The sequence below is a fragment of the Teichococcus deserti genome, assembly GCF_001982615.1.
Taxonomy (GTDB): Bacteria; Pseudomonadota; Alphaproteobacteria; order Acetobacterales; family Acetobacteraceae; genus Pseudoroseomonas; species Pseudoroseomonas deserti.
The window spans coordinates 13671-32840 of the sequence record NZ_MLCO01000279.1 but is presented as its reverse complement, the minus strand read 5'-3'; the positions used below and the strand labels follow the sequence as shown (position 1 = coordinate 32840).

Here is a 19170-nt window from a genome sequence, read left to right as displayed (position 1 = left end):
CTCACCGTTCCATCCAGACATTGGCGAAGCGCGGGATGCGGAACGGGCGGAAGCCTTTCACATTGGCCCGCGTCGCCTGCACCTTGGTCAGCGAGCCGAAGGGATAGGCCAGCGCCCGCTCCATCACCAGCTGCTGCATGCGGGCGAAGGCGGCGTTGCGCTCGGCTTCCGTCGGCTTGGTGTTCATGTCGTTCCAGGCGGCCTCGACATCCGGGTCGCCCTTGTCGTCGCGCGGGCGGTAGTTGGCGCCGGGCGAGGCCAGGAACTGCATGGTGGCAAGCGCCCCCAGCGCCGGCTGCGTGCCCCAGCCGGAATGGAAGAAATGCCATTCGTTGCTGTTGACCTGCTGCGACATCTGCACCGAGGTCGGCCAGTCCACCACGCGCAGCTGCGCGTTGATGCCGGCGGCCTTCATCTGCTGCTGCATCACCAGGGCGGCATTGTACATCGCCGGATAGTCGCGGTTGGTCAGGATGGTGATCGGCTCGCCCTTGTAGGGCGACTGCGCCAGGAAGCGCCGGGCGGCGGCGATGTCGTTGATGTTGTAGAACTGCTTGCCGGCATCGGTGTAGCTCGGCTGGTTCGGGAACTGGAAGCCGACATTGAGGCGGAAATTGCCGTCGGTCGCGGCATCCATGATGTCCTCGGCGCCCAGCGCCGCCTGCACCGCGCGGCGGAAGTTCAGGTTGTCGGTGGGCGGCGTCGCGGTGTTGGGCAGGGCGATCTGGATCCACCAGTTCTCCAGCGGCAGCACGGTGACGTTGCGATTGCCGCGCAGCGCCGCGACGGACTTGGTGGGGACGTCCTCGACGCCCTGCAGCTCGCCGGTCTCGAGGCCGGCGACGCGGGCCGAGGCTTCGGTGACGATGCGGAAGGTCACGGTGTCGAGGCAGGCCAGCTTGTAGCCGCCGAAGCCGGTCGCCTGCTCATAGGCGGTGTTCGGCTTGTAGCCGTCATAGCGGCCGAGCCGCGCCTGGGCGCCGGGGGTGAACTCCAGCAGGCGGAAGGGGCCGGTGCCGACGGGGCGCAACTGCTGCGGCGCATCATCCTTGTGCTCGGCAGGGATGATGACGATCGGCACGCTGAAGGAGGACAGCGCCTCGATGAAGGTCGGCTGCACCACCTTCATGCGGATGACGAAGGTGGCGGCGTCCGGCGTCTCCCAGCGGTCGACATTGTCGAGCGTGCTGCGCTGCAACCCGATCCGCTTGTAGCGGTCGAAGGAGGCGGCGACATCGGCCGAGGTCAGGGCCTTGCCGTTGTGGAAGGTGACGCCGCTGCGCAGCGTGAAGGTATAGGTCAGACGGTCGTCGGATTCGACCATCTTCTCGGCCAGCTCGAGGATCGGCCGGTTGTTCTCGTCGCGCGTCACCAGCGATTCGTAGATGTTCATCGCGATGTTGCGGGTGGAGATGGTGCTGGACGTCATCTGGTCCAGGCTGTTGACATTGGCTTCCTGGCCGAAGACCAGGTCGCCGCCGCGCTGCGGGCACTGGAAGGGCGCGGCGGCCGCCGGCGTCGCGGCGATGCCCGCCGCCAAGGCCAAGCCCAGGGCCGCGACGGCCGAAGGGCGACAGGACGCCAGCAAGGATCGCTGCATCGCGAGAATCCCCAGTTGTGTCGTCGTTTCTTTTGAAGCCTCGGGGACAGCTTCGAAGCAGGGCGTTGCGGCGTCAACACTATTTCATGGTGTCAGCCCATGAAGCGCCGCAGCACGTTCAGCAGCAGCCGGCTGACCGGCCCGTCGAAGCCGTCGTCGCGCCACAGGCTGCCGCAGAAGGTGATGGAGCCGACGGCGAAGACCGCGCCGCCGCCGGGCGTCTCGAAATAGGCGAGCTCGCCGCGCTTCAGCGCCTCCGGCGGCTCGCCGGACACGGTGGCCAGATGCGACAGCAGCTCTTCCGGAACGGTGATGAAGGAGGACGGCGGCTCGACCGAGCGCGCCAGCACCACCGTTCCCGGCGGCGAGCCCAGCGCGGCATCGGCGCGGTCGAGCTCGAAGCCCGCGGCGCCGCCGCCGGACAAGCCGTAGTCGCCGATCTTTTCTTCGGTGATGCCCTCGAAGACCCAGGCGAATTCCGGCGTCAGGCCCGCCTCGATGCGGCGGTAATAGGTGCCCTCGAACAGCCCCTGCGCCGAGAAACCGACGCCCGCCAGGGCCTGGGGCGGCCGACGGTTGCGCCGCCACAGCCCGCCATAGGCGCCGTCGAGCTGGTGGTAGTATTCGCCCGGCTCGGCGGCCCAGGCGCGGATGCCGCCTTCGGCGCGGCGCAGCTCGATCATGCCGGGCAGCTCGGGCACGCAGGCGATGCGCCAGTAGAAGCCGTTGCCGCCCAGATAGACCATCTTGCCGCCCGTCGCGGTGAAGGCGCCCAGCGCGTCCAGCGTCTGCGCCGTGTGGTATTCGGGATGCGAGCCGGTCAGCACGACGTTGTAGGGCGCAACCAAGCCGACGCCTTCGTCATGCAGGTCCTCGTCGGTGACGACGTCGAAGTCGATGCCCTGCGCCTCCAGCCAGGCCAGCAGATGCGTGTCGGCCGGATAGTGCCGCAGCCCCGATCCCCGCGCGTCGTTGAAGGTCAGGAAGCCGGGCCGCATGGTCAGCATCGGCCGCAGCCGCGAGGAGAAGGCGATGCCGGTATTGTCCGGATGCCGGTTGTAGGTGGAGCGGCCATAGATTGGGAAATCGTCGGGGTTGTGCGGATAGGCGCCCCAGGCGGCGACGCGGGCGCGATAGGCAGCATCGGCATTGCCGCGCGAATGATTGGCATAGGCCTGGTAGGTGAAGGTCGAGGCCAGGAAGGCCACCTTGGCCCGCGGCTTCTCCCCCCGCGGCGGCAGCACGTAGAACGGCAAGAAATCCTCGCCGCCGGCGCAGGTCAGGCGCAGGGCATAGGCGCCGCTCTTCAGCCCCTCGGGGATGCGGAACAGGAAGTCGGATTGCCAGCCGCAATCGCCCAGGTCGTCGGCGTGGAAATGGATGGCGGCATAGTCGCGCGGCGCATGGCGCCAGCACATTTCCTCCCCCGACCAGCGGGCGCCGACCACGGCGCGGGTGGGGACGTTCAGCAGCCGGCCGTGGCAGGCCTGGGGGCCGGTGTCGATCACCGTCTGGCTGGCGATCTTCTCGGCGAAATCCCAGAGCGCCAGGGGCTGGGCCGGGTTCTCCAGCGGGCGCGGCCAGGTCTCGCGCGTGCCTGCGACGATCGCGGGGTCTTCCAGCTTGCCGGTGAAATGGCGCGCCAGCACGCCCCCTTCCCGCTCGGCACCGAGCAGGAACTCGCCGCCGCCGGAGACGGGAAGAAAACCCTGCAGCCCTTCGCGCAGCACCGCCGTGCCGCCCGAGGCCGGGTTCACCGGCACCTGGCCGAGCCAGAGGCAGCCCGCCTCGGCATCCAGCGACAGCCACAGCCGGTACCAGCCGCGCGCCGCCACCGGCACGCCGGTCGCCACCTCCCGCACCGCGCCATCCTGCGCCAGCCGCGCCACCGCCCCCTGCGGCCCCAGCGCCAGGGTGACGCGGCGGCCGCCCTGCGCCTCGCTGAGCAGCGCCGCCGGCGCCTTGGGCAGCGCGCCGGCCCAGGCCAGCACCGTCCAGGTCACCGGCCCCGGCCCGCGCCGCGGGCCGGAGGGGATGACGGCGCAGGAGCCGAGCTGGATCGGCTGGTGCCGCCCCGGGAACTCGGCGTCGAATGTCCCCGACAGATCCTCGAAGCGGATCCCGGGACCGGCCGGGTTGGGATCGCCGCTGATCACCCGCAGCAGCCGCGCGCGGTAGCGGGCGCCGGAGGGCACGCTCACCTGCACACTGAAGGAATCACCTGGCCGGCGGGAGAAGCGGTCGAGATAGCCGGTGATCGGCAGCTCGCGCGGCGCCGCGGTCATCGCGCGGATCGGACCATGCTGCAGTGCGGGGGAATGCGCATGCGCTCAGCTCCATCAACGGCAGGGCGGTCAGTCTTGCGCGGCGCGAGGGGTTCGGAAAGCCCCTGTCTCGAACAAAGGCTTTCCGGTCGCTGCGCGAACGCACTGGTCAGCGGCGCGTCATGCGTGCAGTCTGGTCGCCGCACAGAGCGAGGCCTTCGACATGAGCGTGGCCATCCAGAACCTCAGCAGCAGCGCCGCCGAAGAGCGGGAATGGGCGCTGCGCTGCGACATGGCGGCGGTGTTCCGCGTCGCCGCCCGGCTCGGCTGGAACGAGCAGATCGGCAACCACAACAGCCTGATGCTGCCGGGCGAGGGGCCGCCGCGCTTCCTGATCAATCCGCGCGGCTATCTGTTCCAGGAGCTGCGGGCCAGCGACCTGATCGTCTGCGACCTGGACGGCCGCGTGCTGCAGGGCAGCGGCGAGCTGCGCAAGGTCGCCTTCCACATCCATGCGCGGATCCATGTGCAGAACCCGGGGGCGGCCTGCGTCATCCATGTGCATCCGCGCTGGCTGACCGCGCTGTCGCTGCTGCGCGACACCGAGCTGGCGCTGTCGCACCACAACAACCTGCTGCTGAACGACCGCATCGTCTATGACCATGAGGGCGACGAGCCGGTGCACCAGAATGCCGAGGGCGACCGCATCGCGGCGCTGATGGCCGACAAGACGGTGATGGTGATGCGCGGCCATGGCGTCACCGTGGTCGGCCCGCGGGTCGAGGACGCCTTCGACGAATGCTATTTTGCGGAACGCACGGCGATGGTGCAGCTGACCGCGCTGCAGACCGGGCAGCCGCTGCACCGCCTGCCCGAGGGGCTGCGGCGGAAGCATCACGGCCCCTGGGGCGACAAGGTCGATGCCAGGCTGCATCTGGATGCCTGGCGCCGCATCCTCGACCGGGAGGAGCCGGCCTACAAGGAGTAGGCCGCTACCCCGCCTGCCATTCGCGGATGCCCTGGATCGGCCAGAGCAGCATCAGCACGTTCAGCGTCAGGTTGTCGCGGATGGCATAGAGGGCCAGCAGCTCGAAGAACACGCCCAAGGCCAGGCTGGCCTTCCAGGGCAGCCGGGCGGCGATGGCGAAGCCCAGCAGCATCCAGCCCAGGTCCGCCAGCGAGTTCAGCACGCTGTCGCCCTGGTAGCCGGCGGCCAGGGTCGCCTCGCGGTAACGGTCGATCACCATCGGCGTGTTCTCGGCGATCTCCCAGGCGGCCTCGACCAGGCTGGCCACCACCATCCGCGCGCCAACCGACCAGCCCGGCCGCAGCCAGGCGAGCGCCGCATAGAACAGCAGCCCGTGGATGATGTGGCTGGGCGTGTACCAGTCGGCGATATGCTGGGAATTGCCGGGGCCGTCGGCCTTTCCGTACCAGAGCAGCACCTCGCCGCAGGTGCAGATCGGCACCCGGCCCATGGCCAGCAGGACCGTCGCCATGACCACGGCGATGCCCAGCACCGCCAGGATGGGGCGCCTCATGCCCGGCCGCTTGGGGCAGAGAGCGCGGGCGCGTAGTCTGCGCCCCCTTCGCATCGCTTCAGGACCGGCTGCATGTCTTTTTCTCCTGCCTCGACCGTCCGCGGTTACAGCCCGCGCGCCGCCGGCCTGCAAGCCGTGGCCGCCTGACGATGCCGCTGCCCCGGATCATCTGGACGGCGCCGACCGCGCCGATCCTGCTGGCCGCCCTGCTGGCGCCGGCCGTCGCCGTGCTGCAATCCAAGGCCATGGCGCCGATCGGGCTGGTCGCCCTGGTCGCCGCCGTGCTGCTGGCCCGGCGCGAGAGCGGCCGCTGGCCCTGGCCGGTCCGTGACGGCGCGGGCGTCACCCCCGGCCAGGCGGCGCTGGGCTTCGGGCTGCTGCTCGGGCTCTGGGGCGCCGCCTCGGCCGCCTGGGCGCCGGAGCCGGCCCGCGCCCTGAAGGATGGCCTGTCCTTTGCCGGCCTGGTGCTGCTGGCCGCCGCCGCCGCGCGCGCCGTGGCGCAGAGCGGGCCGGAGGCACGCGCCCCCCTGCCCTATGCGCTGACGGCCGGGCTGTTCCTCGGCCTCGGCCTCGCCCTGGCCGACCATCTTTCCGGCTCGATGATCCGCGCGGCGGTGCGCGGCATCGCCGAGCCCACGCCGCAGCTGGCCTTCGGGCTGAAGCCGGCGGCCTCGGTCATGGCGCTGCTGCTGCCGCTGCTGGCCGCCACCCCCTGGAGCCGCGCCTGGCGCATCGGCCTGCCGCTGGCGGGCGGGGCGCTACTCCTCGCCATCCCCGGCGACACCGCGCGGATCGCCGTGGTGGCGGGCCTGGCCGCGGCCGGGCTGGCGGCGCTGCTGCAGCGCTGGGCGCCCGGGCGGCTGGCCGCCGTGGTCGGGCTGGCGCTGGCCGCCATCATCCTGGCCACGCCGCCGCTGCTGCCGGCCCTGCTGCAGAAGGTCGCGCCGGTCGCCGAACGGCTGCCGCCCTCGGCCATCCACCGGCTGGTGATCTGGCATTTCGGCGCCGGGCGGGCGGCGGAGAGGCCGCTGCTCGGCTGGGGCATGGAGGCCTCCCGCGCCCTGCCCGGCGGCGACGACCGGCCGGAGGCGGCGCGCCTGGCGGCCCTCGGCGTCACCAGCCCCGGCCTGCGCGACTGGTTCGCCCAGCCGCATGTGAAGCTGATGCCGCTGCACCCGCATAACGGCCCGCTGCAGCTCAGGCTGGAGCTCGGCACGGTGGGCAGCCTGCTGGCGGCGGCGGCGGTGATGCTGCTGGCCATGCAGGCCGGCCTGCTGCCGCTGGGTGCCGGCGTTTTGGGCAGCCTGGTCTCCGGCTACGTCACCTTTCTCGCCAGCTTCGGTGCCTGGCAAAGCTGGTGGTTGTGCAGCCTGGGCCTGGCCCTGGTGCTGGCCCGCGGCCTGCAGGACAGAGCGCGGGAAAACCTTCAGAAACCCGCGAGACAACCTTAGGTTGCCGCTAGCTTGGCCGAAAACCCCTGCAAATACGGCGGGACAGCAATTTTCGCGCGGCCTACACAAAGCCTTGTGCTCGCATAGGATGCAACGGTAAACGAGTTGCTATCAGAGCGCCTGGGAATCGCTCCCGGGCACACGCGAGGACAACAGATGTCTGGCTCGGTCAAGCGGCGCAGCCTGCTTGCTTTCAGCGCCCTGGTGCTGTCCGCGACGCCGCGTCTGTCCGGCCATGCCGAGCTGGCGCTGGAGCCGACCATGGACGGCCCTGCCGAATGGGCCGACTTCAAGCGCATCTACATGACCGATGCCGGCCGCGTCGTGGACACCGGCAACAAGGACCAGTCGCATTCCGAGGGCCAGGGCTGGGCCATGCTGCTGGCCACCGCCTTCGACGACGAGGCCACCTTCGACCGGGTCTACAACTGGACCCGCATGACCATGCGGCGGCCCTACGACACCCTCTCCGCCTGGAGCTGGAAGCCGAACCGCCAGCGCCCCGTCGAGGACATGAACAACGCCACCGACGGCGACCTCTGCATGGCCTGGGCGCTGTACCGCGCCGCCAAGCGCTGGAAGCGGCCGGAGCTGCTGGAGGATGCCCGCGCCATCGCCCGCGACCTGCACCGGCTCTGCGTGCGCGAGGTCGATGGCCGCGCCGTGCTGCTGCCGGCCGCCTATGGCTTCGAGCATTCCGGCTATGTCGTCGTGAACCCCTCCTACTATGTCTTCCCGGCCTTTCCGGCGATGGCCGCGCTGATGCCGGAAGGCCGCTGGATGGAGCTGCACCAGCATGGCATCGCCCTGCTGCGCGAGGCCCGCTTCGGCCGCTGGGGCCTGCCGGCCGACTGGGTGCGCGTGGCCATGGGCGAGCGGCCGAAGCCCGCCTGGGGCTGGCCGCCGCGCTTCTCCTACGACGCCGTGCGGGTGCCGCTCTACCTCGCCTGGGCCGGGCTTGGCGACGAGCCGGCGGCGCAGGCGGCGCTCAGCTTCTGGCATTCCTCCCCGGTCGCCATGCCGGCCTGGACCGAGTTCGGCACCAACGGCGTCTCGCCCTATCCGGCCGATCACGGCATGCGCGCCATCGCCCAGCTGGTCGGCCAGCCGCGCGCCCGCGCCGAGGAGCTGCCGCAGGTCCGCCAGGCGCCGCACTACTACGCCGCCGCCCTGACCCTGCTGTCGCGGATGGCCGCCTTCGAAAGGCCGCCAATGGCCTGAGGCGGCATCGCCGCCCCGCATGCGCCTGCCGGCGACCCCTGCCTATCCCTGGCGCCGCCGCGGCCTGGCCGCCTTCGGCGCCGTCGCCCTGCTGCTGGCTGGCGGGCTTGGCGCCACCGTCTGGCTCGACCACCGCAACGCGACCCGCGCCGCGGAAGACGCCGCCGGCGCCTGGGCTGCCGCCATGGCCGATCAGGCGGCGACGCTGCTCGACAGCCTGGACCGGCTGGTCCAGGGGCTGCAGTGGCTGCCGCCCGACCCGGTCCTCGCCCGCGCCGAGATGGAACGGCGGGAGCGCGCGGGCCCCGCCGGCGCCGGCCTGGCCCTGGCCAGCCCCGACGGCGAGCTCCGCCTGCTGACGCCGGCCGCCGCGCGCTACCTCGCCTCCCCCGACCTGGCGCCGCTCGCCGCGACCATCGCGGCCCTGCCGGGGGCGCCGGAGCTGGTGATGGCCGCCCCCCTGCGCAGCACGGTGGGGCCGATGCTGCCGCTGCTGCGCCGCCTGCCCGACGGCCAGGTCGGCATCGCCCTGCTGCCGCTGCGCCTGGTCGAGGCCACCTATGCCCGCATCGGCCTGCCGCCCGGCAGCGGGCTGGCGCTGCTCGACCGCCAGGGCCGGCTGCTGGCCAGCCTGCCGCCGCGGCCCGGGGCGCTGGGCCTGCCGCTGCCCGGCCTGCCCGAGGCTGGCCGCGTTGCCGGCCCCAGCCCCTGGCGGGGCGCGCTCGAGCTGCCGGCCGGCCCGGCCTTCGCCGTCGCCGCCGCCCTGCCCAGCCTGCCGGCCATCCAGCTGGCGACGCAGCTCGAATCGGCAGCGCTGGCGCCCTGGGCGCGGCGGGCGCGCTGGGCGGCGCTGCTGACCGGCCTGTCGCTGCTGGCGATCGGCGGCGGCGCCTGGCTGCTGCTGCGCGAGGCCGGCCGCCGCCTGGCCGGCCAGACCGCCGCGACCCGGCGGCTGGAGGGGCTGGCCCAGGCCTCCGCCGAGATCGGACTGCAGGGCGAGCTGCCGGACATGCTGCAGCGGATCGCCCGGCTGGCGCGGCAGGCCGGCGGCGCCGGCTTTGCCACCCTGGCGCTGCAGGATGGCATGCCGCGCCGCGCGGTGCTGGACCTCGCCCCCGGCACCGCCCTGCCCGAGGCCGAGCGCGCCCGGCTGCTGGCCCTGGCCGCGACGCCGGTGCTGGCCACCGGCGCCGCCCCCCTCGCCCTGCCCGGCGATCCCCCGGGTGGCCGGCTGCCGGCGCTGGCCCTGCCGCTGCAGGATGCCGAGGGCGCGCCGCTCGGCCTGCTGCTGCTGGCCGGGCCCGAGTCCGGCCGCTTCAGCGCCGACGACATCGCCACCCTGCAGCCGCTGGCGCGGCTGGCCGAGATCGCGCTGCGCAACCGCGGCCTGATCACCGCGCTGCGCGCCGCGGTGGAAGAGGCCGAGAGCGGCCGCGCCCGGGTCGAGGCGGTGCTGGAATCGCTCGATGACGGCTTCCTGGCGCTCGATCTCGACTGGCGCATCACCTATGCCAATGGCGCGGCGCGGCGGCTGCTGGGCGATGCGGCGCGGCCGCTGCAGGACCAGGTGCTGTGGCAGCGCCTGCCCGACCTCGCTGCCGGCTGCGCACTGACCCGGCTGCACCGCGTCGCCGCCCGCGCCGAGCATGCCGATTTCCAGGCGGCCCTGCCCGGCCTCGACCGCAGCTTCCGGCTGATCGCCCATCCCGCCGGCGATGGCGTGGCGCTCTACCTGCGCCCGCTGGCCGAAGCCCCGGCATCCCCCTCCCGCCGGCTGCAGCAGCGGCGTCTGGCCCTGGCCGGGCGGATGGCAGGACGGCTCGGCGCCGATGTGCGCGGGCTGCTGGCCCAGGTCGCCGGCCAGGCCGAGACGCTGGACGCCGCGCTGCGCGACAGCGCCCCGGGGCTGGCCGGCATCGCCCGCCAGATCCTGTCCGCCACGCAGCGCGGGACGGCGCAATGGAACCGGCTGCAGGACATGGCGCGGCCCTATCCGCGGCCGCCGCAGCCGATCGACCTGGCCGCCCGCCTGCGCGATGTCCTGCCGGTCCTGCACCGTCTGGCGGGGCCGGATCTCACCCTGACCCTGGCGGCGCCAGAGGGGCTGCCGCAGCCGGTGCTGGCCGCGGCGGCGCTGGAGGATGCGCTGCTCGGCATGCTGGGGCATCTGGCCGAGCGGCTGCCGCCCGGCGGCCGCCTGGCCCTCAGCCTGGAGGAAAGCCGCCAGCCATTGCCGGTCGCGGGCGACCCTGGCCATGCCCGCCCGGCCCAGGTGCTGGCGCTGCGCCTGGAAGGCCGCGGCCCGCCCGGCTGGACCGCGCCTGCCGGCCCCCTGTCGGGGACGATCGAGCCGCTCTCCGAGGCCGGCCTCGGGGCCGTTGCCGGCTTCGCCCGCCGCCAGGGCGGGCTGCTGCGCGCCGAGCCGGTGCCGCCGCACGGCCCCGCCAGCGGCTGGCGCCTGGCCCTGCTGCTGCCGCTGGCGCCGGCCGCGCCACCCCGCCCGCCGCTCGCCGCCCATGTCCTGCTGGTCGAGGACGAGGCGCCGTTGCGCGCCCGCATGGCCGGGCAGTTGCACGAGCTGGGCTATGCCGTCACGGCCGTCGCCGACGGGCCCGCGGCCATCGGGACGCTCGCCGACGGCACCCGCCCCGACCTGCTGCTGACCGACGTGGTGCTGCCCGGCGGGCTCAGCGGCGTGCGCCTCGCCGCCGAGCTGCGCGCCCGCCAGCCCGGCCTGCCGGTGCTGCTGGTCTCCGCCTTCACCCCGCAGCCCGAGGCGGGCGGGCCGGCCGGCGCTCTGCCGCTGCTGGCCAAGCCGGTGGGCACCGCCGAGCTCGGCGCACGGCTGGCCGCGCTGCTGACGCCGGGCGGGTGACCGCCTCGCTCTCCGACCTTGCTCCAAGGCGAGGCTTGAGCGCCACAACTTTTGCGCGAGATGGCTTTCTTGACACTTACCTACAAGACATTGCCGTCAAGTTTCTGCTATCGTTGCGGGCATGCAGATTTGCCACACCGTGCTGGAGGCACGCGCGTCGCTGCCACAGCAGGGCGTGCCCAAGGATCTGCCCCGGCAGAGCCTGCGCCTTCTGGCCGCGATCCGGCGTCACCATCCCGCAACGGCCGATCATTCGGTGCGCGTCGCCACCGTGCTGCTGGCCATGTGGTCGCGCCGGCCCGAGGTGATGGGCGACGCCGCCCTCGTGGTCTCCGCCGGGCTGCTGCATGACCTGGGGAAGCTGTTCCTGCCGCTGCCGCTGCTGGATGCGCCGCGTGGCCTGACCGAGAGCGAGATGCGCGCCATCCGCGCCCATCCGGTCACCGGCGCCGAGACCCTGGCCGCGCTGCGCTTCCCCGAGCCGGTGGTCGCCGCCGCCCGCGACCATCACGAGCGCTGGCAGGGCGGCGGCTATCCCAGCGGCCTGCCCGGCGACCGGCTGCTGCCGCTGGCCCGGGCCGTCTGCGTCGCAGACGCCTTTGTCGCCATGATCGAGCCCGGCCGCGCCTATCGCCCGACCCTGTCGGTCGCCGCTGCCCTGGCCGAGATCGAGGTCTGCTCCGGCGCGCAGTTCGACCCCGATTTCGCCCAGCTGCTGGTCGAGGGGCTGGGCCCCGCCTTCCAGGCCGAGCTCCGCCTCGACCTGCCGCCCGGCCAGCACACCATTCCGCCACCGGGCCAGCTGGGCACCGGGGTGGCCGGGCTGCTGCCCTCGCACCTGCTGGAACGCGCCCTCCGCCTGCCACCCTGCCCCTGGTAGGGCCGCGGCTCAGCGCATCCCCGGGATCAGCCCCGAGGGCAGGCCCTGCGGCAGGCTGACCGCCTGGTAGCCCGGCGGCACCTGAAACCGCGCCGGATCCTGCGCGACATAGGCGACGCTGGTCGCCTCCAGGCTGCCCTGCTGCCCGTCATGCGTGCCGCTGCCGCGCAGCATCACCCCATCAGCGGTCAGGCAGACCTGGCCGGTGCCCTCGCGATTCACCACCTGCCAGTTGTCGCAGCGCAGCCCGGCCACTGTCGCGCTGCCCGCCGGCGTCATCCGCGTTCCGGCCGGCAGGCTGTCCAGCATCGGCCAGGGCCCCTTGCCCGGCAGCCGGACCACCATCCGCGTGCTGTCCATCACCATCTGCGCCTGGCTCGACGGCAGGTCGAGCAGCAGCCAGCCCGGCAGGCCCGGCGGCTCGATCCGCAGCCGCTGCGCCGCCGCCAGCCAGCTGGCGGCGACGGTCTGCGGCGGGCGGTTGCCGGCGGTCATCCGGTAGGTCACCGCCACGTCGCGCTGCGGCCGCAGCTGCGCCGGGGCGGGCTGCTGCCCCACTGCCGGCAGCGCCACCAGCAGGGCGGCCGCGGCCGCGGCGATTGTCGGATGCTTCATTCGGCAGGCTCCTTCGCCGCCCCGCGCGCGGGGCCGCAGGTCATCGCCGGAGGCCAAGCCTGAGGGTGGCTTGCACTCCCGGGCCGCTGGCCGCACCCTGCGGCCGACCCAGCCCTGCATGAAGGAAGAAACGTCCATGAGCAAGATCGCCGTCGTCACTGGCGCGGGAAGCGGCATCGGCCGCGCCGCCGCGCTGGCGCTGCTGGAAGCGGGCTGGAGCGTGGCCCTTGCCGGCCGGCGCGCCGAGGCGCTGGAGGCGACGGTGGCCGCCGCCGGCGGCGGCGCCGATCGCTGCCTGCCGGTCGCGACCGATGTCGGCGACGCGGCGTCGGTGGCCGGCCTCTTCGCCGCGGTGAAGCAGAAATGGGGCCGCCTGGACCTGCTGTTCAACAATGCCGGGCGCGGCAGCCCTTCGGTCGATTTCGACGAGCTCACCCATGAGGACTGGTTCGGCGTGGTCGCGGCCAATCTGAACGGCGCCTTCCTCTGCGCCCAGGAAGCCTACCGGATCATGAAGCACCAGGATCCGGTCGGCGGCCGCATCATCAACAACGGCTCGATCAGCGCCCATGCGCCGCGGCCGGGCTCGGCGCCCTATACCGCGACCAAGCATGCCATCACCGGCCTGACCAAGTCGATCAGCCTCGACGGGCGCAAGTGGGACATCGCCTGCAGCCAGATCGACATCGGCAATGCGGCGACGGAGATGACCGACCGCATGACCAAGGGCGTGCCCCAGGCGAATGGCACCAGCATGGTCGAGCCGCGCATGGACGCCCGCCATGTCGGCAATGCCGTCGTCCAGATCGCCAACCTGCCGCTGGATACCAACGTGCAGTTCATGACGATCATGGCCACCAAGATGCCCTTCGTCGGGCGCGGGTAAGCAGGACAAGCAAGGCTGGGGGAAGAAGGTATTCTTCCCCCAGGCCCCCATCATCTCCTTCTATTCGTTCAGTCGACCTGGGCGCCGGAGCGGCGCACCACCTCGGCCCAGCGGGCGATGTCGCGCTCCTGCAGCGCGCGGAACTCGGCCGAGGTCGTCAGCGTGCTGGGCGTGATGCCCTGGCTCTCCACCAGCCACGTCCTGAAGTCGTCGGTGCTGATGATCTTCTGGATCTCGGCATTCATCCGCTCGGCGATCGCCGGCGGCAGGCCGGGCGGCGCGAAGATGCCGTACCAGGTGCTGCTGTCGAAGCCCGGCAGGTTGCAGGCCTCGGCCACCGTCGGCACGTCCGGCAGCGCCGGCAGGCGCTTCGCCGTGGTCACCGCCAGCCCGCGCACCTGACCCTGGCTGATATAGCCGATCGCCGGCCCCGACTGGTTGAAGAACAGGTCGACATCGCCGGCCAGCAGCGCCGTCTGCGCCCCCGGCTGGCCGCGGAACGGCACATGCACGATGTCGATATTGGTGACCTGGGCGAACTGGGCGCCGGCCAGATGCGTCGAGGCCCCGTTGCCCGTCGAGGCGTAGTTCAGCGATCCCGGCTTCGCCCGCGCCGCCGCCAGCACCGCCTGGCAGCTGTTCAGCTGCGGCCGCTTCTCGGCGCTGACCGTCAGCACGTTCGGCACGTCGCCCAGATGGGTGATCGCTGTGCTGTCCTTGACCACGTCGAAGGGCAGGCTGCGATACAGCGAGGCGTTAATGGCGTGGGTGCCGGCGGTGCCGAACAGGAACAGGTAGCCATCCGGCCGCGCCTTGGCGACGAGGTCGCTGGCGATATTGCCGCCAGCGCCCGAGCGGCTGTCCACCACAACCGGCACGCCCAGCGCCCGCGACAGCGGCTCGGCCAGCTTGCGCGAATAGATGTCGGTGCCGGCCCCGTTCGGGAAGCCGCCCATCAGGGTGATCGGCCGGTTCGGCCAGGGCGCTTCCTGCGCCCCCGCCGCCAGGGGAGCCAGGAGGGGCAGCAGACCGGCAACCGCCAGGCCGAGGAAAGAACGACGCATCGAAAGCCAATCCCGTGGTGTTTGTTACGCAGAGGTTATCCCTGCCATCACCCTCCCGGGAACCCGCCTTTCCTAAAAATCCCAGCCTGCCAGCCGCGCTTTGCCTAAAACTGGCGCAGGTCCTGCAGGCATCGGGGCACCAGCGCGCCCAGCCCGATGGCATGCCCGGCCAGCTGCTGCCGGATCTGCAGCGCCTGCAGCCGCGCCGCCTCCTTCAGCACGTCAGTATCCTCCATCGCGCCCAGGGCAGCGCTTTCGTCGTCCATCCGCTCCAGCGCCATGGCCAGCTGCGCCTCGACCGAGCGATGCGCCTCCTCCAGCCGGCTGCGCGCCTCCTCCAGGCTGCGCTGCACCGGCGCGAAATTCTCCGCCGCCTGATGCGCCGCATGATGGTCCGCCGGCACCCGCGGCAGCAGGCTGGCGATCCGCTCCATCCGCTGCAGCCCGACGGCGACCAGCCCCTGGCTGTCCTCCCCCTGCAGCAGCATGTGGCCGACATTGCGCGAGGCCGCCAGCAGCCCGACCACCTCATGCACCGCATGCTGGTAGCGCAGCGTCGCCGCCTCCCAGGAGGCGCTGGGCAGCCCGGGCTCGCTCAGCACGCCGAGGATGCGGCTAGCCTCGTCCACCATGACCGAGACGTCTTCCAGCACCTGCCGCACCACATCCAGCAGCGCCTTGGCGCTGCTCAGCTGCCGGCCGAAGGAGAGGATGCCGTCCAGCCGGGCCGTCGCCGCCAGCCCGGCTTCCGGCCCCGTCGCGGGACGCCCCCCGCCGGTGGAGATCATGGGCTGCGGAAATCCTGGTTCGACGATCATTGGGCTCTTCCCTTGGGGCGTTTCCCTCCGGCCGGACCGGTGGCTGCCCCGGGAGTGTGGCGGCGCAATGCTGAACGCAGGCTGAACAATGCGAAAACCCCCGGCGCCAGGGGCACCGAGGGTCAACACGCTTCCGTGTACCCCGCCCGAAGGCAGGGCGGGCCGGATTACTCGCCCTTCAGGATCACGGCCTGGCGGCCGCGCTGGCCCTGACGGACCTCCAGCGCCAGCTTCTCGCCCTGCTGCACATCCTGCTTGCCGGCGCGCTGCAGCACCGAGCTGTGCAGGAAGACATCCGCGCCGCCGTCATCCGGCGTCACGAAGCCGAAGCCACGGACCTGGTCGAACCACTTGACGGTGCCGTTCACGGACTCGGTCGGGCCACCCTCGTCGCGGCCGCCGCCGAAGTCGCGGCGCGGCGGACGGTCGCCGAAGGAGCGCGGGCCGCCGAAGCCGCCACGATCGCCGCCGCCGAAGCCGCCACCACCGAAACCACCACGGTCGCCGCCGCCGAAGCCGCCGCCACCGAAGTCACGGCGCGGCGGACGATCGCCGAAGCCACCGCCGCCACCGAAGCCGCCCGGCGCACCGAAGTCGCGACGCGGCGGACGATCGCCGAAGCCGCCACCACCGCCACCAAAGCCGCCGCCGAAACCACCGCGGTCGCCGAAGTCACGGCGCGGGGGACGGTCGCCGAAGTCGCGGCGCGGCGGACGATCGCCGAAGCCGCCGGGGGCGCCGAAGTCGCGGCGCGGGCGGTCGCCGCCGGCCGGAGCGCCGGGGCCAAGCTTCCGCTCAAAAATCTTGGTGACCAGCCGGCGGCCCTGACGGTCCGTGCCGATCTCGCAGACCAGCTTGTCGCCGGTCTCGGGCGGTTCGATCCCGGCCTCGGTCAGAGCCGAGGCGTGGAAGAACACATCCTGGCCATCCGGGCCCAGCACGAAGCCGAAACCCTTGCGACCGTTGTACCACTTGACCTCGGCCTCGATGGCCCCGGCGCTGCCCTGCGAATCGTTATCCGGAAGCACTGCGTCTATAATCCGTAAAAGTGCGCGGCCCCACGGGATGTAGAACCGACTGGCTACACTGTCGCACCCCTGCGCCACGATTGCTAGTCGAATCGCTGCGGATCGTAGGCTTCCAGAGCAATATCCGGGGAACGCCGTTGCAGAATCGTTAACACGGCCTCGGCCGTCGCCGGCCCGGAGACCAGCCCGACATGGCCATGCCCGAAGGCCAGCACCACATCCGCCGAGTCCCGCGCCACGCCGATGCAGGGCAGCCCGTCCGGCATGCTCGGCCGGTGCCCCATCCAGACCTTGATCCGCTCGGCCGGCAGGTCCCGCGGCAGCCCGGGGAACGCCTTCAGCAGATAGTCGCGCAGGATCTCGGCGCGCTTCCAGTTCGGCGCCGCCTCGAGCCCGGCGATCTCCACCTGGCCGGCGACGCGCAGCCCGGTCTCCGTCATCGTCACCGCCATCTTGCCATCGGACGGCATCAGCGGGATCCGCGGCCCGACCTCCGGCGCGGCCAGCACCGCGTGGTAGCCGCGCTCGGTCTCCAGCGGCACCCGGCTGCCCGCCGCCGCCGCCAGCGCCTTCGACCGAGCCCCGGCGGCGATCACCGCCTTGTCGGCGGCGATCTCGCCGGCGCCCGTCAGCACCGCCTTCAGCCGCCCGCCCTCGATGCGGAAGCCGGTCGCGGCCTGCCGCTGCAGCACCGCGCCATGCCGCTGCGCCAGCTGCACCAGCGCCGCCACATAGGCGCCCGGGTTGCGGCAATGCCCGCCCTGCTCGAACAGCGCGCCGAAGCCGTAGCGCGGATCCAGCGAAGGCTCGCGCTGCCGCAGCTCGTCGCGCTCCACCTCGCGCCAGGCGAAGCCGAGCTGCCGCCGGATCCGCCAGCCCAGCGCCTCGGCCTCATAGGCCGCGCGGTCGGGATAGATGTACATCAGGCCGTTGCGCACGATCAGATGGCCGACGCCGGCCTCCTCGGCCAGCGCCTGATGCCGCGCCGGCGCATCGGCCAGCAGCGGCCGCAGCGCCTGGGCGATCTTCAGGACCCTGGCCTCGGTCCAGCCCGACCACAGGTAGCGCGCCAGCCAGGGCAGCACCTTCGGCAGGTAGCGCCAGCGGATCGCCAGAGGGCCCAGCGGATCGCGCAGATAGCCCGGCACCTTCCGCCAGGTCCCCGGCCCCGCCGGCGGAATCACCGATTGCGGCGACAGCCAGGCGCCATTGCCGTAGCTCGCCGCCTGCTCGCCGCCAGGCTCGCCCGGCTCGAGGATCGTGACGCGATAGCCGGCCTTCGCCGCCTGCAACGCGGTCACGGCACCGACGATGCCCGCACCGATGACGACGACATGCTCTTGCTGCATGGAGACCCGGACCAAGGACAAACCTGATCCCTGTCTCGCGCCGGGGCGCGGAAAAAGAAAGAGCCCGGGGCAATGAATTCCCCCGGACCCCCTTCTCTTTCTGTCGGTTCTCGGGCGCGCCTGCGGCGACGCCCGCTCAGCCGGCGTCAGCCACCGCGCGCTTCGCCATCACCGTCACCAGATTCGCCCGGTACTCGGCGCTGCCATGAATGTCGCTGTTCAGCTCGTCGGGAGACTGCTTCACGGCCGCCACCGACTCCACCGACCAGGCGGCCGACAGCGCGGCCTCCATCTCGGCCTGGCGGAAGGCGCAGGGCCCGGCGCCGTTCACGCCGACGCCGACACCCTGCGGGCCCTGCGCCACGAAGACGCCGGCCATCGCATAGCGGCTCGCCGGGTTGCGCAGCTTGGCGTAACCCGCCTTCTGCGGCACCGGGAAGGACACGGCGACCAGCAGCTCGTCGGGCTCCAGCGCGGTGGTGAACATGCCCAGGAAGAAATCGTCGGCGCTGATGCGGCGGCGGTCGGTGATCAGCGTGGCGCGCAGCGCCAGCGCCGCGGCCGGATAGTCGGCGGCCGGGTCGTTGTTGGCGAGACTCCCGCCGATCGTGCCGCGGTTGCGCACCTGGGTGTCGCCGATGGTGGACGCCATCCGCGCCAGCGCCGGGATCGCCGCCATCACCTGGCTGTCGGTCGCCACCTCGTAATGCTTGACCATGGCGCCGATCACCAGCGCGCCGCCGTCCTGGCGGATGCCGCGCAGCTCGGCGATGCCGGACAGGTCGACCAGCGCGCTCGGCCGGTTCAGCCGGTGCTTCAGCGCCGGCAGCAGCGTCATGCCGCCCGAGATCGGCTTGGCGTCCGGATCGGCGGCCAGGATCGCCACCGCATCGGCGACGGAGGCGGGCTTGTGATAGGTGAAGTCGTACATCGCGCCCCTCCCCTCACTCGGCCGCGCTGGCGAGCTGGCCGGCCCGGCCCTGCATCACATCGGCCGCCGCGGCGATCGCCTTGACGATGTTATGATAGCCGGTGCAGCGGCAGATATTGCCCTCGAGACCCTCGCGGATCTCCTGCTCCGACAGGCCCTGCGGATGCTTCTGCACCAGGTCGATGGCGCTCATCACCATGCCCGGGGTGCAGAAGCCGCATTGCAGCGCGTGGTACTCGCGGAAGGCTTCCTGCATCGGGTGCAGCGTGCCGTCGGCCGCGGCCAGCCCCTCGATGGTGGTGATCTGCGTGCCCTCGGCCTGGATCGCCAGGATGGTGCAAGCCTTCACGCTGTCGCCGTCCAGATGCACCACGCAGGCGCCGCACTGGCTGGTGTCGCAGCCCACATGCGTGCCCGTCAGGCGAAGCTTCTCGCGCAGCACCTCGACCAGCAGGGTCCGCGCCTCGACCTCCACCGTGTGGCTGGTGCCATTCACGGCCAGCGTGACTTGCGGCATGCCGCCTCTCCCCATGCAAAAGGCGCCGCGCCCCGCAGCGTCCCTGGATGGCAAGGCTCCCCCAACCGACCGCAGCCCGTCAAGCGGCCGCTTGAAAGGTTCTTGCTCCCAGCTATCGCAATTGCGAGGC

16 protein-coding genes are annotated in these 19170 nt (G+C 72.3%); 6 read left to right on the top strand and 10 right to left on the bottom strand.

Annotated elements, in window-relative coordinates:
* Nucleotide 1: 1 nt before the first annotated feature.
* Together BKE38_RS23885 and BKE38_RS23880 are read right to left on the bottom strand one after the other, a co-directional pair.
* The gene (locus tag BKE38_RS23885; protein WP_076959724.1) at nucleotides 2-1600 is read right to left on the bottom strand and encodes an ABC transporter substrate-binding protein; all 1599 of its coding nucleotides are present in this window, start codon (nucleotides 1598-1600) and stop codon (nucleotides 2-4) included.
* A gap of 92 nt (nucleotides 1601-1692) precedes the next feature.
* Entirely contained in the window at nucleotides 1693-3885 is a 2193-nt protein-coding gene (locus BKE38_RS23880; RefSeq protein ID WP_076959723.1) for a N,N-dimethylformamidase beta subunit family domain-containing protein, read from the bottom strand.
* Between the two features lie 202 nt (nucleotides 3886-4087).
* Between BKE38_RS23880 and BKE38_RS23875 the strand changes: the two genes are divergently transcribed.
* Nucleotides 4088-4852 carry a class II aldolase/adducin family protein gene (locus BKE38_RS23875; protein ID WP_076959722.1) on the top strand — a complete coding sequence of 255 codons (765 nt, stop codon included), beginning with the start codon at nucleotides 4088-4090 and terminating at the stop codon, nucleotides 4850-4852.
* A gap of 4 nt (nucleotides 4853-4856) precedes the next feature.
* On the opposite strand, the gene BKE38_RS23870 is transcribed toward BKE38_RS23875, so the two are convergent.
* Nucleotides 4857-5405 carry a DUF2585 domain-containing protein gene (locus tag BKE38_RS23870; RefSeq protein ID WP_076959721.1) on the bottom strand — a complete coding sequence of 183 codons (549 nt, stop codon included), beginning with the start codon at nucleotides 5403-5405 and terminating at the stop codon, nucleotides 4857-4859.
* 149 nt (nucleotides 5406-5554) lie between these two features.
* On the opposite strand from BKE38_RS23870, the gene BKE38_RS23865 reads away from it, so the two are divergent.
* The 4 genes from BKE38_RS23865 (at nucleotide 5555) to BKE38_RS23850 (ending at nucleotide 11832) form a co-directional block, all read left to right on the top strand.
* Nucleotides 5555-6856: an O-antigen ligase family protein gene (locus BKE38_RS23865; protein WP_076959720.1), complete on the top strand. Its 1302-nt coding sequence runs from the start codon at nucleotides 5555-5557 to the stop codon at nucleotides 6854-6856.
* Between the two features lie 156 nt (nucleotides 6857-7012).
* Complete coding sequence (locus BKE38_RS23860) at nucleotides 7013-8077, top strand: family 8 glycosyl hydrolase (protein ID WP_076959719.1); 1065 nt, start codon at nucleotides 7013-7015, stop codon at nucleotides 8075-8077.
* Between the two features lie 19 nt (nucleotides 8078-8096).
* Nucleotides 8097-10952, top strand: a complete 2856-nt coding sequence (locus BKE38_RS23855) for a response regulator (protein ID WP_076959718.1) — start codon at nucleotides 8097-8099, stop codon at nucleotides 10950-10952.
* 121 nt (nucleotides 10953-11073) lie between these two features.
* Nucleotides 11074-11832 (top strand): HD-GYP domain-containing protein, encoded by a 759-nt coding sequence (locus BKE38_RS23850; RefSeq protein ID WP_076959717.1) that lies wholly within the window; start codon nucleotides 11074-11076, stop codon nucleotides 11830-11832.
* A gap of 9 nt (nucleotides 11833-11841) precedes the next feature.
* On the opposite strand, the gene BKE38_RS23845 is transcribed toward BKE38_RS23850, so the two are convergent.
* A complete protein-coding gene (locus BKE38_RS23845; protein WP_076959716.1) occupies nucleotides 11842-12447 on the bottom strand; it encodes a hypothetical protein in 606 nt (201 codons plus the stop codon).
* 136 nt (nucleotides 12448-12583) lie between these two features.
* On the opposite strand from BKE38_RS23845, the gene BKE38_RS23840 reads away from it, so the two are divergent.
* Nucleotides 12584-13333, top strand: coding sequence for an SDR family oxidoreductase (locus BKE38_RS23840; protein ID WP_242662551.1), 750 nt, complete (start codon nucleotides 12584-12586; stop codon nucleotides 13331-13333).
* 68 nt (nucleotides 13334-13401) lie between these two features.
* On the opposite strand, the gene BKE38_RS23835 is transcribed toward BKE38_RS23840, so the two are convergent.
* From BKE38_RS23835 to BKE38_RS23810, 6 genes are all read right to left on the bottom strand, one after another.
* Complete coding sequence (locus BKE38_RS23835; protein WP_076959715.1) at nucleotides 13402-14397, bottom strand: Bug family tripartite tricarboxylate transporter substrate binding protein; 996 nt, start codon at nucleotides 14395-14397, stop codon at nucleotides 13402-13404.
* Nucleotides 14398-14501: 104 nt separating this feature from the next.
* Nucleotides 14502-15185: a hypothetical protein gene (locus BKE38_RS23830; protein WP_076959714.1), complete on the bottom strand. Its 684-nt coding sequence runs from the start codon at nucleotides 15183-15185 to the stop codon at nucleotides 14502-14504.
* Between the two features lie 197 nt (nucleotides 15186-15382).
* A complete protein-coding gene (locus BKE38_RS23825; protein WP_165694270.1) occupies nucleotides 15383-16321 on the bottom strand; it encodes a cold-shock protein in 939 nt (312 codons plus the stop codon).
* A 5-nt stretch (nucleotides 16322-16326) separates the two neighbouring features.
* Entirely contained in the window at nucleotides 16327-17592 is a 1266-nt protein-coding gene (locus tag BKE38_RS23820; protein WP_076959713.1) for an NAD(P)/FAD-dependent oxidoreductase, read from the bottom strand.
* Nucleotides 17593-17728: 136 nt separating this feature from the next.
* Entirely contained in the window at nucleotides 17729-18523 is a 795-nt protein-coding gene (locus BKE38_RS23815) for an FAD binding domain-containing protein (RefSeq protein WP_076959712.1), read from the bottom strand.
* Nucleotides 18524-18536: 13 nt separating this feature from the next.
* Nucleotides 18537-19040, bottom strand: coding sequence for a (2Fe-2S)-binding protein (locus BKE38_RS23810; protein ID WP_076959711.1), 504 nt, complete (start codon nucleotides 19038-19040; stop codon nucleotides 18537-18539).
* Nucleotides 19041-19170: the final 130 nt, after the last annotated feature.

Excerpts from the sequence above, each read along its gene's own strand:
- BKE38_RS23885 (WP_076959724.1), bottom strand. The coding sequence starts at position 1,600 with ATGCAGCGATCCTTGCTGGCGTCCTGTCGCCCTTCGGCCGTCGCGGCC.
- BKE38_RS23880 (WP_076959723.1), bottom strand. The coding sequence starts at position 3,885 with ATGACCGCGGCGCCGCGCGAGCTGCCGATCACCGGCTATCTCGACCGC.
- BKE38_RS23875 (WP_076959722.1), top strand. The coding sequence starts at position 4,088 with ATGAGCGTGGCCATCCAGAACCTCAGCAGCAGCGCCGCCGAAGAGCGG.
- BKE38_RS23870 (WP_076959721.1), bottom strand. The coding sequence starts at position 5,405 with ATGAGGCGCCCCATCCTGGCGGTGCTGGGCATCGCCGTGGTCATGGCG.
- BKE38_RS23865 (WP_076959720.1), top strand. The coding sequence starts at position 5,555 with ATGCCGCTGCCCCGGATCATCTGGACGGCGCCGACCGCGCCGATCCTG.
- BKE38_RS23860 (WP_076959719.1), top strand. The coding sequence starts at position 7,013 with ATGTCTGGCTCGGTCAAGCGGCGCAGCCTGCTTGCTTTCAGCGCCCTG.
- BKE38_RS23855 (WP_076959718.1), top strand. The coding sequence starts at position 8,097 with ATGCGCCTGCCGGCGACCCCTGCCTATCCCTGGCGCCGCCGCGGCCTG.
- BKE38_RS23850 (WP_076959717.1), top strand. The coding sequence starts at position 11,074 with ATGCAGATTTGCCACACCGTGCTGGAGGCACGCGCGTCGCTGCCACAG.
- BKE38_RS23845 (WP_076959716.1), bottom strand. The coding sequence starts at position 12,447 with ATGAAGCATCCGACAATCGCCGCGGCCGCGGCCGCCCTGCTGGTGGCG.
- BKE38_RS23840 (WP_242662551.1), top strand. The coding sequence starts at position 12,584 with ATGAGCAAGATCGCCGTCGTCACTGGCGCGGGAAGCGGCATCGGCCGC.
- BKE38_RS23835 (WP_076959715.1), bottom strand. The coding sequence starts at position 14,397 with ATGCGTCGTTCTTTCCTCGGCCTGGCGGTTGCCGGTCTGCTGCCCCTC.
- BKE38_RS23830 (WP_076959714.1), bottom strand. The coding sequence starts at position 15,185 with ATGATCTCCACCGGCGGGGGGCGTCCCGCGACGGGGCCGGAAGCCGGG.
- BKE38_RS23820 (WP_076959713.1), bottom strand. The coding sequence starts at position 17,592 with ATGCAGCAAGAGCATGTCGTCGTCATCGGTGCGGGCATCGTCGGTGCC.
- BKE38_RS23815 (WP_076959712.1), bottom strand. The coding sequence starts at position 18,523 with ATGTACGACTTCACCTATCACAAGCCCGCCTCCGTCGCCGATGCGGTG.
- BKE38_RS23810 (WP_076959711.1), bottom strand. The coding sequence starts at position 19,040 with ATGCCGCAAGTCACGCTGGCCGTGAATGGCACCAGCCACACGGTGGAG.